Below are 12,979 nucleotides of genomic sequence, written 5' to 3'. Positions count from 1 at the left end.
GCAAGTGTGAGTAACGCGGTAACCGCCACCGATTCGTTCGTGCACCTGCACGTGCACAGCGAATATTCCATGCTCGACGGAGCGGCCCGGGTGAAACCCCTGATCAACGCCGCTGTTGAGCAGGGGATGCCGGCGGTGGCGATCACCGACCACGGTAACGTGTTCGGTGCCTTCGACTTCTGGAAGAGCGCGACCGACGCCGGCATCAAGCCGATCATCGGTACAGAGGCGTACATCACCCCCGGCACCGACCGCCGCGACAAGACCAGGGTGCGCTGGGGAACGAGTGGCCAGAACCGGGACGACGTCGGTGGCGCCGGCTCGTACACCCACATGACGCTGCTCTCCGAGAACACCGCCGGCATGCACAACCTATTCCGGCTCTCGTCGAAAGCCAGCCTTGAGGGCTACTACTTCAAACCGCGCATGGACCGCGAGCTGCTCAGCCAGTACTCCAAGGGACTGATCGGCACCACCGGTTGCGTCGGTGGGGAAGTACAGACCCGCCTGCGCCTCGGCCAGTACGAGGAAGCCAAGAAGGCCGCCGGAGATTTCCAAGACATCTTCGGTAAGGAGAACTTCTTCTGCGAGATCATGGACCACGGCATCGACATCGAACGCCGCACCATGACCGACCTGCTCAAGCTCGCAAAAGAACTCGACCTGCCCCTGCTGGCCAGCAACGACCTGCACTACACGCACGCTCACGACGCCACCGCCCACGCCGCCCTGCTGTGCGTACAGTCGGCGTCCACCCTCGACGACCCCAATCGGTTCAAGTTCGACTCCAGCGAGTTCTACCTCAAGACGGCCGCGCAGATGCGGCACCTGTTTCGTGACCACCCGGAAGCCTGCGACAACACGCTGCTCATCGCCGAGCGCTGTGAGGTGGAATTCAACACCAAAGCCAACTACATGCCCCGCTTTCCCTGCCCGGAGGGTGAGAACGAGGAAAGCTGGTTCATCAAAGAGAATGAGATCGGGCTGGCCAAACGGTACCCGAAGGGCATTCCGGACGACGTACGCAAGCGCGCCGACTACGAAGTCGGCATCATCGTGCAGATGGGGTTCCCCGGCTACTTTCTCGTCGTTGCCGACTTCATCATGTGGTCCAAGCAGCAGGGCATCCGCGTCGGCCCTGGTCGTGGCTCGGGCGCTGGCTCCATGGTCGCCTACGCCATGGGCATCACCGACCTCGATCCGCTCGTGCACGGACTCATCTTTGAACGGTTTTTGAACCCCGACCGCGTCTCCATGCCTGACTTCGACGTCGACTTCGACGAGCGTCGTCGCGGTGAGGTCATTAAGTATGTCACCGAGAAGTACGGCGAGGAACGCGTTGCCCAGATCGTCACCTACGGCACGATCAAGGCCAAGCAGGCCCTGAAAGACGCTTCCCGCGTACTTGGTTTTCCGTTCGGCATGGGCGACAAACTCACCAAAGCCATGCCGCCGGCCATCATGGGTAAGGATGTGCCCCTCACGGGCATGTTCGATAAGGACCATCCGCGCTACCGCGAAGCGGCCGACTTTCGCGCGGTGATCGAAAGCGACCCCGAAGCGCGCACCGTCTTCGACACCGCACTCGGCCTGGAAAACCTCAAACGCCAGTGGGGCGTGCACGCCGCCGGCGTGATCATGTCGAGCGACCCCCTGATCGACATTATTCCGATCATGAAGCGTGAAGCGGATGGCCAGATCGTCACGCAATTCGACTACCCGGCTTCCGAGGCCCTCGGGCTGATTAAGATGGACTTCCTGGGGCTGCGCAACCTCACCATCATCGACGACACCCTCGACAATATCGCGGTGAACCGCGGCCACCGGCCCGTACTCGAAGACCTCGGGCTCGAAGACCCCGCCGCCTACGAACTCCTGGCGCGCGGAGACACCCTCGGAGTGTTCCAGCTCGACGGCGGCCCCATGCGAGCGCTTTTGCGGCTCATGAAGCCCGACAACTTCGAAGACATCTCGGCCGTCATCGCCCTGTACCGCCCGGGGCCAATGGGCGCCAACTCGCACACCAACTATGCGCTGCGCAAGACCGGTGTGCAGGAGATCATTCCCATCCACAAGGAGCTCGAGGAGCCCCTCAAGGATGTCATTGGCACCACCTACGGCCTGATCGTGTACCAGGAACAGGTGATGTCCATCGCGCAGGTACTCGCGGGCTTCACGCTCGGTGAAGCCGACCTGCTGCGCCGCGCGATGGGTAAGAAGAAGAAGTCTGAGCTGGACAAGCAGTTCGAAGGCTTCTCAAAGGGTATGCAGGACCGCGGCTACTCCATGGATGCCGTGACCACGGTCTGGAACATTCTGCTGCCGTTCTCCGACTACGCCTTCAACAAGGCGCACTCCGCTGCGTACGGGGTGCTCTCCTATTGGACCGCCTACCTCAAGGCGGTCTACCCGGCGGAGTACATGGCGGCCCTGCTCACGAGCGTCGGCGACTCCCGTGACAAGCTTGCGCTCTACCTCAACGAGTGCCGCCGCATGGGAATCCAGGTGCTGGCGCCCGACGTGAACGAGTCGATCGGGTTCTTTGCGGCCGTGGGTACGGACATCCGTTTCGGTCTTGGTGCTGTCCGCAACGTTGGGTTCAACGTGGTCGAGGCCATTCGCGGCGCCCGCGAGGAAAAGGGACGCTTCGAATCGTTCCATGACTTTCTGCGTAAGGTGCCATTGCCGGTTGCCAACAAGCGCACCATCGAATCGCTGGTCAAGGCGGGGGCATTCGATTCGCTCGGTGCCACCCGGCGCGGCATGGTCGAAATTCACGAGTCGGCCGTTGAATCGGCCGTCAAGATCAAGCGTGAAGAGAGCAACGGCAATATCGGGTTCGACTTCGACAGCCTGTTCGACGAACCGCAGGACACCGAGCAGGTGCCAGACCGACCCGAGTGGAGCAAGAAGGAGAAGCTCGCCTACGAGCGGGACATGCTCGGACTCTACGTGTCCGATCATCCGCTCGCCGGGTTGGAGATTCCGCTCGCCAAGCACGCCAGCACCACGATTGCCGACCTGATCGCCTCGGAATCGACCGAAGACGGTGACACGGTGACCGTGGCGGGACTGATTACGAGCGTGCAGCACCGCATTGCCAAGAAGTCGGGCAATCAGTACGGCATGATCCAGGTCGAAGACTTCGGCGGTGAGATCACCGCGATGTTCATGGGTAAGGCCTACCTCGAGTTCGCACCCGAGTTGATCAGTGACGCGGTCGTCGTCGTGCGCGGCCGAGTCAGCCTGCGCGATGACGGCATGAACCTGCACGCGTTCAGCGTGTTCCAGCCGGAGCTCGGCCAGGGTTCAGACCAGAGCATGGTCTCGATCACGGTGGGGGAGGCCCGCGCGACCACCGACACGGTCGGTGCGCTCGGCGAGATCCTCCAGCGCCACGCCGGAGACGCCGAGGTACGGCTGAAACTGGTCAAGGGTGATGTGGCGCGGGTGTTCGAGCTGCCGCACCGCGTCAAGGTGAGCGCGGACCTGTTCGGCGAGCTTAAAAGCATCCTCGGTCCGAATTGCCTGACCTGATATCCGGCGCGCGCTGCAGAAGACTGAGCGCCTAGGCTGGCTACATGCACAAACGAGAGCCGATCTATTCGACTGCGATCGGCGCTGGACGCGCCCTGTTTGGACTGCTCCGGGTGCGCCCGACCGTGACCGGCCTCGAACATGTGCCGGCCACCGGTGGTGCGGTACTCGCGATCACCCATTTCGGCTACCTCGACTTCGCCCTGGTCGAGTGGATCACCTGGCGGCACAATCGTCGCCACATTCGCTTCATGGCTAAGAAGGGCGCCTTCGACCAGCCGCTGGTTGGACCGCTGCTTCGCGGCATGAAGCACATTTCGGTCGACATGGAGAGCGGCGGGGAGGCCTACGCGCAGGCCGTCGACGCCCTCCGTGACGGCGAACTTCTCGGTGTTTTCCCCGAGGGCGGCGTCAATGCCTCATTCACGGTGCGGGAGCTCAAAACCGGCGCGGTGCGCATGGCGCAGGCCGCGAACGTGACGATCATTCCGGTCGCCGTGTGGGGCGGGCATCGGCTGATGACCAAGAACCACCGGTCGACACTCCGGGAGCGGGTCGGCGTGCCGGTCAGCATCCGCTTCGGTCAGCCTTTTTCAGCGGATGGCGCCGACCCGGCGGACAACAACGTTGCGATCGCCACCCTGCGGCTGCACGACACCCTCCAGGCCCTCGTCGACGCCGTGCAGACCGAGTATGCGGTGCCGGGCGCCGGAGCGTGGTGGCAGCCGACGCACCTCGGCGGGACCGCGCCGACCCCGGCAGAGGCCGCGGTCGTCGAAGCCGAACGCCGGCGCCGCAAGGCTGCCGAAAAGCTCCCCGGCCACAAATAGCCGCGCGGCTCGACCAGGCCGGACCCTGGAACGCCCGACCGCAGATGATGGGGCCAAGGGGCACCTCGCGCCAGCGGGCTCTGCCGCGATCCGTATGGAGGAGAGACGGCTCTAGACGGGGGCGCCCGGAACCCGGTAGGTACGCTCGTGGTAGAGCAAGGCCTCATCATCTGGGCCCATACCGCCGCCCTCGATCTGCACGACCACGACGGCGTTGTTGTGTACCGACACCCGTTCCACGATGCGACCGACCATCCAGCTGGTGACCCCCTCCAACACCGGAAGTCCGTAGGGGCCGGGCCGCCAGTGCTCACCGACGAAACGATCGCCGTGCGGCCCGGCGAGCTTCTCGGCGACGCCGCGGTTGTGCGCTCCGAGCATGTGAATGACGACGCGTTCGGCGGCGGCGATCGCGGTCCATGAGCTTGCCGACCGGGCCATATTGAACGTCGCGAGCGGGGGAACCGCGGACAACGACGCGAGGGAGGTGGCCGTGAAACCGACCGGGCTTCCGTCGGGGGCGAGGGTCGTGATGGCGGCGACCCCGGCAGCATGACGGCGGAAGGCATGCTTGAACGCGGCGAGGTCGTCTGGGGCATTGGGATCGGCGGCGAGCGGCGGGGGGACTGGCAGAGTCACTGGGGGTTCAACGTTGCTTTGCATACTCAACCAACAATCTATTTCACCCTCAGCCTATTCCCGTGCGCTGATGGTTACGGCTCGCGCCGGATAGGCTGGGTCACGATGATTCAGACTATTGACCTTCGCGGGACCGAGCCAACACCGGCCTCCCTCCTGGCTGCCGTACCGCGCGCCGCCACGAGCGTCGCCGTCGCTGCCGACATTGCGGCCGAGCTCATCGCCGATGTGCGCGAGCGTGGCGAGGTCGCCCTGCTCGACCAGGCTGAGCGCCTCGACCGGGTGCGCCCAGGCCAGGTGCGGGTTCCCGCCAGCCACATCGCCGACGCCGTCGCGGGACTCGATCCGGCCGTGCGCACCGCCATCACCGAGACCATCCGTCGAGTGCGCCTGGCCAGTGCCGCGCAGGTACCGCCGCGCCTGACGACCACGATCGAAGCTGGAGCCACCGTCACCCAGCGCTGGCAGCCGGTGAGCCGAGTTGGCCTCTACGTACCGGGCGGCAAGGCCGTCTACCCTTCGAGCGTGGTGATGAACGTCGTGCCCGCGCAGGTGTCCGGCGTGCGGTCGATAGCGCTGGCCTCGCCGCCGCAGAGCCACTTTGACGGCCGGGTACACCCGACCATCCTCGCCGTTGCCGCACTGCTCGGTGTCGATGAGATCTATGCCATGGGTGGCGCCGGCGCTATCGGTGCCCTCGCGTACGGGGTGGCTGACATCGGCCTCGAGCCCGTGCAGATCGTCACCGGCCCCGGCAACGTCTACGTCGCCGCCGCCAAGCGGCTTATTCGTGGGCAGGCCGGCATCGACTCCGAGGCCGGCCCCACCGACATCCTGGTGATAGCGGATGCCGCCGCCGACCCGCTGCTCGTCGCCGCCGACCTGGTCAGCCAGGCCGAGCACGACGAACTCGCAGCCGCCGTGCTCGTGACCGATTCGGTGAAACTCGCCGACGCGGTGGCGGCGCGACTAGGCGAGCTGGCAGCATCCACGACCCACAGCGAACGGGTGACCGCAGCGCTCGGCGGACGCCAGTCGGCGATCGTGCTCGTCGATAACCTGCAGGTTGCCGCCGGGTTCAGCAACGCCTTCGGACCGGAGCACCTCGAAATTCAGACGAGCGACCCCGATGCGGTGCTGGCCGACATCGAAAACGCCGGCGCAATTTTTCTCGGCCCATATTCGCCGGTGAGCCTCGGAGACTACGTCGCGGGTTCCAACCACGTGTTGCCAACCGGAGGACAAGCCCGGTTCTCGTCGGGACTCGGCGCTTACACCTTCCTTCGACCGCAGCAGGTCGTGCGGTACAGCCGCGAGGCGCTCGAAGCTGTCGCCGATCACATTGCGGCGTTGTCGAACGCCGAAGCTCTGCCGGCACACGGCGACGCTGTGGCTGCCCGGTTTTCGGCCGAACGCTAGGCTGGTAGCACCATGTTCTGCCCGTTCTGTCGCCACCCCGATTCCCGAGTCGTCGACTCGCGCACGAGCGACGACGGATTGTCGATTCGCCGCCGCCGGCAGTGCCCGGAATGTGGCCGCCGCTTTAGCACCACCGAGACAGCGAGCCTGAACATCATCAAACGCAGCGGCGTGGTTGAGCCGTTCAGCCGCGAGAAGATCGTCTCCGGGGTACGCAAAGCGTGTCAGGGACGACCCGTCACCGACTCCGATCTGGCTATGCTGGCCCAGAAAGTCGAAGAAGCCATCCGCCAGACGGGCGCCTCCCAAGTCGATGCGAACGACATAGGCCTGGCCATTCTGCCGCCGCTACGCGACCTCGACGAGGTCGCGTACCTGCGATTCGCGAGCGTCTACCAGGGCTTCGACTCGCTTGATGACTTCGAGAGCGCCATTACCCAGCTGCGCACAGAGCACTCAGGACGCTCGAAAACCGCAAGCGCAGGGTCGACAGCCGGCGCGCCCGTTGTCGGCCCTGCCGCCACCAAACGGTAGGGCCGGATGTATCCGCTGTTCTTCAAGCTCGTGCTCACCCGGATGGACCCCGAGCGCGCTCATCACCTCGCTTTCACCGTCATTCGGCTGCTGCCGGCGCTGGGCATTGGCCATCTTGTGCACCGATGGACGCGTCCGCGCACCGACCTCAGCGTGAACACCCTCGGCCTGCACTTTGCGTCACCGTTCGGCGTAGCGGCTGGCTTCGACAAGGACGGCGAGGCCGTGATCGGCCTTGGCCAGCTCGGGTTCGGTCACGTCGAGGTCGGAACGCTGACGGCCGTAGCCCAGCCCGGAAACCCGAAACCGCGCCTGTTTCGACTCGTGGCTGACCGCGCGGTGATCAACCGCATGGGGTTCAACAACCACGGCGCCGCCGCTGCCGTCGCCCGACTCACCCGGGTACGGGCACGTGCCGGGCGCCCGGTGCTCGGCATCAACATTGGCAAGAGCCGCGTGACCGCCGTCGAGAACGCCACGGGCGACTACCTGCAGAGCGCCGAAACCCTCGCCCCCCTCGCCGACTACCTCGTGGTCAACGTGAGTTCACCCAACACCCCAGGGCTGCGCGGACTACAGGAGCTGGACCAGCTCGCCCCGTTGCTCACCGCGGTCAAGCGAGCTGCCGGCACCACCCCGCTGCTCGTCAAGATTGCACCAGACCTGGCGGACGCCGAGGTCGCGCGCATCGCGACCCTCGCCGTCGAACTCGGCCTCGACGGCATCATCGCCACCAACACCACAATCTCGCGCGCCGATTTGAAAACGGATGCCGCCACCATCGTCGCTGCCGGGGCCGGCGGCCTGTCCGGCGCTCCGTTGCATACCCGGTCGCTCGCCATCCTGCAGCAGATCCGTGCTGTCGTGCCGCCCGACTTCTGCGTCATCTCCGTTGGCGGGGTAGACACGGCCGCTCAGGTCGCCGAGCGACTCGCTGCCGGGGCCACCCTGGTGCAGGGCTACACGGCGTTTTTGTACCGTGGTCCGCTCTGGGCGCGCCAGATCAACCGCGGGCTCGACCGCATCCTGGCCGGAACGAGCCAATAAACGGAAACACTCGCGTCGGCCGCGCGTCAAACTTGTTCGACAAAACCACAGCAGCTGTAACTCCACAGCGCCCTTGCACCCGACAGGAACTCCGCAATGACAGCATCCAGAGGCTCGTTCAACCATCGATCGGTAACCCGGGTGGCGCGCGGAGTCGCGGTCGCCGCCGTACTCGCGCTCTCCCTCGCTGCTTGCGCGGGCAGCGGGGACGCGGATCGAACAGGGGCAGATGGCGCGAGTGCATCGTTCGGCGACGCGAGCATTCAGTTCAGCTGGATCAAGAACGCTGAGTTTATGGGCGAGTATCTCGCCGACGAGAATGGTTACTTCACCGACGCCGGGTTCGACACGGTCGACATGATCGAGGGCCCCGCGTCCATCGAAGCCGCCGTCATCTCCGGAAATGCCGACATGGGCATCGGAAATGCGATCTCCACCGGCACCATCGTCGCCAACGAGGGCGCGCCGCTCAAGATCATCGGCGCCACGTACCAAAAGAACCCCTTCACTATTCTTTCTCTCGCCGACAAGGGGAACATTGCCACCCTCGACGATCTGAAAGGCAAGACCATCGGCGTGCAGGCAAGCAACCTGAGCCTGTGGGAAGCCTTCCTCAAGGTCAACAACATCGAGGAGAGTTCGCTGACGACGTTGCCGGTGCAGTACGACCCGACCGCGCTGTTCACCGGCGAGGTCGACGGCTGGTTCTCCTACCTCACCAACGAGTCCATTGACGCGGAACTCAACGGACTCAACCCGGTGAACCTGCCGCTGGCCGACTTCGGCCTGCCGTTCGTCTCCGAGACCCTCACGGTCACCGACGACGCGATCAGGAATGACCGCGAAAAGCTCAAGGCCCTCCTCGTCGCCGAGATTCGCGGCTGGACCGACGCGATCAACGACCCCCATGCCGCTGCGAAACTGACCGTCGACACCTACGGGCCGACCTTCGACCTATCCATCGAGAAGGAGACCCGACAGGCCGAAATTCAGTCCAGCGACCTCGTTGTCAGCTCGGAGACCCTCGCCAACGGCCTGTTCTCGATCAGCACAGCTTTGCAGGAGCAAAGCATTGACACGCTCACTGCGACCGGCCTGACGATCACGGCGAACCAGCTGTTCGACCTGAGCCTGCTCGCAGAGGTTTACGCCGAGAACCCGGACCTTCTCGCCTACGGTAACCAGCCGTAGCACGCAGCAGCCTGACGCGCACCATCGGAGCGCGTCAGCGTTTGCGCGGATGCCGCGCGGGAACGTGAGGCAGCACCTGACCCTGCACTACAAACCACCCCAGTCTTGCTATCGCCAAGGAGCGAATCACGTGAACAGTACTGACGCTGGAGTTCGTGATTCGGTGGCCCGCCCGAGTTCCAGGAACGAAGCCGCGGGCACCGGCCTGCACATCTCCCAGCTGCATAAGGTCTTCGCGGTCGGGCGCAAAGAAGTCGTTGCCCTCGACAACGCCAACCTGCACACCGACAAAGGCAGCTTTCTCTCGCTGCTCGGGCCGTCCGGTTGTGGAAAGTCGACCATTCTGCGCATCCTGGCCGGTCTGGAACAGCCCACGAGCGGCACCACCAGGGTCGACGGCAAGAGCCCGCAAGAACTGCGGCAGGGGCACCAACTCGGGATCGCCTTCCAGGACTCCGCCCTGCTGCCCTGGCGCAGCGTACGTTCGAATATTCGCCTACCGTTCGAGGTGGCCCGCATTCCCGTCGACGATGCGTACATCGACGAATTGGTCGCACTCGTCGGCCTGCAGGGCTTTGAGAATGCCAAGCCGGCGCAGCTGTCCGGCGGCATGAAGCAGCGCGTGTCGATCGCCCGGTCGCTCGTGCTCAAGCCCTCGGTGCTGCTGCTCGATGAACCCTTCGGCGCGCTCGATGACATGACCCGGCAACGCCTCAACCTCGAGCTGCTGCGCATCTGGACTCAAAAGCCGGCCACGACCCTCATGGTCACCCACGGCATCGCCGAAGCCATCTTCCTCTCCGACCACGTCGCCGTCATGAGCGCACGTCCCGGTCGGGTGAAGGAAGTTATCGATGTCGACCTCCCACGCCCCCGGCTGCCCGAGATGATGCGTTCTCCCGAATTCCACGCCCTGCACGACCGCGCCTCCGACCTGCTGTTCAGCGATGCGGCCGTGGCGGGCGACGACCAGTGATCCGAGGTTCACTGCGCACGCTGCCCGCCTGGGCGACCGGCCTGGTTGGTGGAGGGATCATCATCGCCCTGTGGTGGATCAGCGCCGTCACTGTTTTCGCCGAGGTCGGCTCGCTCCCCGGTGGAGCGGTGCCGACCCCGCTGGATGTGGTCGTGCAGCTCGTCAACGACGGCCCGGCGTTCTATCTACCGCACGTCAGCGTCACCGTGCTCGAAGCACTCATCGGCTTCGCCTGGGGCAATGGGCTCGCCCTGGCCCTCGCGGCGCTCGTGCTCTTGCTGCCGCGCATCGAGAAGATCGCAATGCAGGTAGCCGTGATCACCTACTGCATTCCGATCGTGGCCATCGGCCCCATCGCGTACATCGTGATCGGGGCGCCGAGCGCGGGCGACCCGGCCGGAACGGCCGTGTTCCTGGCCGCCATGTCGGTGTTCTTCACGACGGTCATTGGTTCGCTCGTCGGCCTCAAGGCAGCGGACGCCGCTAGCCTCGATCTCATCACGGTTTACGGCGGCAGCAAGTTCACCCAGCTGCGTAAGGTGCGCCTGATCGCCGGGCTCCCCAGCGTTCTGACGGCGCTGCAGGTCGCAGCGCCAGCCGCGTTCATCGGTGCGATATTGGGGGAGTATCTCGGCGGGGTCAGTCGGGGACTGGGTATCGCCATGCTCGTGGCCGGATCAACGGCCAATGTCGACCGGGTCTGGAGCCTCGCGCTCGTCGCCGGGGTCACTGCGGGGCTCGGCTACGCAATCTTCGCAGTCATCCTGCGTTTTGCGACACCGTGGACGACCGGACGGAGCAGCCGATGAGCTTTGCCCGGGTAGCGCTCACGACGGTATTGCGTGGTCTGCTGACCGGACTCATCACGCTGGTTCTGGTTCTGCTCGCCTGGCAGGGACTGCTGCTGCTGCTAAACATTTCGCCGTTCCTGGCCAAGGGGCCCTTCGACGTGTGGACCTGGCTCGTGACCGTACCCGACGCCGCCGACAATCGCGCCCTGATTCTTGGCAACCTTATGGTCACCCTCGGCGACGCCTTTCTCGGCTTCGTCGCCGGCCTCACCTGCGCCCTGCTGCTCGCCGTGGTCTTCACCCTGTCGCGGGGGATCGAGCACGCCCTCATGCCCATAGCCCTGCTGCTGCGCTCGGTTCCGCTCGTGGCTCTCGCGCCGATCATCAGCCTCATTACCGGTCGTGGGCTGACCACCACGGTGGTGATGGGCGCCATCGTGGTGCTGTTTCCGGCGCTGGTAAACATTGCCTTCGGGCTACGCTCATCGTCACCGCAGATCAGCGACGTGATCACTGTCTACGGCGGCAGCGCCTTCACGAGCCTGCGCATGGTGGCGCTGCCCAGCTCGTTGCCGGCCTTCTTCGCGGCGGTGAAGATCTCGGTACCCGGAGCTATCACCGGCGCGCTGCTGGCCGAATGGCTCACGACCGGTCAAGGGCTCGGCAACTCGATTGTTGCCGCGGTTGCCAAGGTACAGAATTCCGAGGTGTGGGCATCGGTCGTGGCGATCACCATTGTGTCCCTCGTTCTCTACGGCCTGGCCCAGGTCGTCGAGAACCTGGTGCTGCGTCGTATGAGCATGGAGGCGAGCACAGCAAACTGACGCGCTGTACTGTCGAGGACTTTCTTGCGTGGCTACAACAGCCCGTGCTCGGCGAGCTGATTGGAGAGGCTGGAGCCGTCCGGGCCGTAGACCCAGGGGCCCTCAGGGCCGCCCTCGATGAGCACGGCATCGCGCGAGCGACCGCCGGCGAGTACCGCTTCGCTCGGGGAGAGTTGGCGGATGGCCACGGCTGCTACGCTGCCCGGATAGTCGCGTTGAAAGTCGCTGTAGATGGCCTCGTCGTGCTGGCCGTCATCGCCGATCAAAATCCAGCGCATCTGCGGAAACTGTTCAGCGAGTCGGCGGAGGTTCTCGCGTTTGTGGGCACTGCCGCTGCGGAACCAGCGGTCGTGCGTTGGTCCCCAGTCGGTCAATAACAGCGCCCCGGCGGGATACAGGTTGCGGGAGAGAAAACGCGACAGGGTGGGTGCCACATTCCAGGCGCCGGTAGAGAGGTAGATAACCGGGGCGCCGGGGGTGAACGACGCCAGACGCTCCAGAAACACCGCCATGCCGGGGGTCGGTACCCGGGCGTGCTCGTCGAGCACAAACGTGTTCCAGGCGGCCAGTAGGGGGCGAGGGAGTGTGGTGACCATCACGGTGTCGTCGACGTCGGAGACGATGCCGAGGGCGACCGTGGGTGCCACGATGAAGATCGGGGCTTCGACCACGTTCGAGAACTCGGTATGCAGTCGGGCAACGTGCCACCCGGCGGGCAGCGACACAGGAACCACGGTATCGACGACCCCGCCGCGATCCGCCTGAACACGATGCGTCTGCCCGTCGATCTCAATCGTGACGGTGACATCGTTGACTGGCACACTCGTAAAGCTCCGCCAGCCTCGAATGCCCGCGTCACGGCCATCCGCTCGGGGGCGTTTTTGACGTTTCGCGGGCTTTTCCGGCTTGGTCAGAAGTACTCGGCAGAGGATGCGTACCCAGGCGGTCGAGCCGTAACCGGTATACGGGATGACGGTGGGTTGGTAGCCGCGGCGACGGGCGGAATGCTCGCGATGGTCGTGGAGCCAGTCTTCGATGCGAGCCGCACGGTGCATGATTCGCTCGGGACTGGGTGCACGCGGAGTGGCGTCTGGGGACTCTGGCACTCCTTCATTCTGCCACGTTGCTGTGCATCCCCCGATCAAGCCTGTGAAAAAAGGGTTTTACCCCGTAGGATGGTGACTTATCTTC

General features: G+C 64.8%; 11 protein-coding genes. 9 read left to right on the top strand and 2 right to left on the bottom strand.

The window, feature by feature from the left end; genetic code table 11:
• Window positions 1–69: 69 nt before the first annotated feature.
• The gene (dnaE, locus tag E3T39_RS08160; RefSeq protein WP_241979610.1) at window positions 70–3,537 is read left to right on the top strand and encodes a DNA polymerase III subunit alpha; all 3,468 of its coding nucleotides are present in this window, start codon (window positions 70–72) and stop codon (window positions 3,535–3,537) included.
• 44 nt (window positions 3,538–3,581) lie between these two features.
• Window positions 3,582–4,367 carry a lysophospholipid acyltransferase family protein gene (locus tag E3T39_RS08155; protein WP_134514269.1) on the top strand — a complete coding sequence of 262 codons (786 nt, stop codon included), beginning with the start codon at window positions 3,582–3,584 and terminating at the stop codon, window positions 4,365–4,367.
• 111 nt (window positions 4,368–4,478) lie between these two features.
• Here E3T39_RS08155 and E3T39_RS08150 read toward each other — a convergent pair whose 3' ends face one another.
• Window positions 4,479–5,000 (bottom strand): flavin reductase family protein, encoded by a 522-nt coding sequence (locus E3T39_RS08150; protein WP_241979609.1) that lies wholly within the window; start codon window positions 4,998–5,000, stop codon window positions 4,479–4,481.
• 111 nt (window positions 5,001–5,111) lie between these two features.
• On the opposite strand from E3T39_RS08150, the gene hisD reads away from it, so the two are divergent.
• The 7 genes from hisD (at window position 5,112) to E3T39_RS08115 (ending at window position 11,788) form a co-directional block, all read left to right on the top strand.
• Window positions 5,112–6,425 carry a histidinol dehydrogenase gene (hisD, locus tag E3T39_RS08145; protein WP_134514265.1) on the top strand — a complete coding sequence of 438 codons (1,314 nt, stop codon included), beginning with the start codon at window positions 5,112–5,114 and terminating at the stop codon, window positions 6,423–6,425.
• Between the two features lie 12 nt (window positions 6,426–6,437).
• On the top strand, window positions 6,438–6,959 hold the full coding sequence (nrdR, locus tag E3T39_RS08140) for a transcriptional regulator NrdR (protein ID WP_134514263.1): 522 nt from the start codon (window positions 6,438–6,440) through the stop codon (window positions 6,957–6,959).
• 6 nt (window positions 6,960–6,965) lie between these two features.
• Window positions 6,966–8,006 (top strand): quinone-dependent dihydroorotate dehydrogenase, encoded by a 1,041-nt coding sequence (locus tag E3T39_RS08135; RefSeq protein ID WP_134514261.1) that lies wholly within the window; start codon window positions 6,966–6,968, stop codon window positions 8,004–8,006.
• Between the two features lie 96 nt (window positions 8,007–8,102).
• Window positions 8,103–9,197 carry an ABC transporter substrate-binding protein gene (locus E3T39_RS08130; RefSeq protein WP_134514259.1) on the top strand — a complete coding sequence of 365 codons (1,095 nt, stop codon included), beginning with the start codon at window positions 8,103–8,105 and terminating at the stop codon, window positions 9,195–9,197.
• A 163-nt stretch (window positions 9,198–9,360) separates the two neighbouring features.
• A complete protein-coding gene (locus E3T39_RS08125) occupies window positions 9,361–10,173 on the top strand; it encodes an ABC transporter ATP-binding protein (protein WP_241979608.1) in 813 nt (270 codons plus the stop codon).
• Window positions 10,170–10,982 (top strand): ABC transporter permease, encoded by an 813-nt coding sequence (locus tag E3T39_RS08120; protein ID WP_241979597.1) that lies wholly within the window; start codon window positions 10,170–10,172, stop codon window positions 10,980–10,982. The genes E3T39_RS08125 and E3T39_RS08120 overlap by 4 nt, the downstream gene beginning before the upstream one ends.
• Window positions 10,979–11,788: an ABC transporter permease gene (locus tag E3T39_RS08115; RefSeq protein WP_134514255.1), complete on the top strand. Its 810-nt coding sequence runs from the start codon at window positions 10,979–10,981 to the stop codon at window positions 11,786–11,788. The genes E3T39_RS08120 and E3T39_RS08115 overlap by 4 nt, the downstream gene beginning before the upstream one ends.
• Window positions 11,789–11,820: 32 nt before the next feature.
• Here E3T39_RS08115 and E3T39_RS08110 read toward each other — a convergent pair whose 3' ends face one another.
• Window positions 11,821–12,843, bottom strand: a complete 1,023-nt coding sequence (locus E3T39_RS08110) for an App1 family protein (protein WP_134514432.1) — start codon at window positions 12,841–12,843, stop codon at window positions 11,821–11,823.
• Window positions 12,844–12,979 lie beyond the last annotated feature (136 nt).

The sequence above is a fragment of the Cryobacterium suzukii genome, assembly GCF_004403185.1.
Taxonomy (GTDB): domain Bacteria; phylum Actinomycetota; class Actinomycetes; order Actinomycetales; family Microbacteriaceae; genus Cryobacterium; species Cryobacterium suzukii.
Note: the sequence above shows the minus strand (reverse complement) of the source record. Positions and strands in the feature narration are given on the sequence as shown.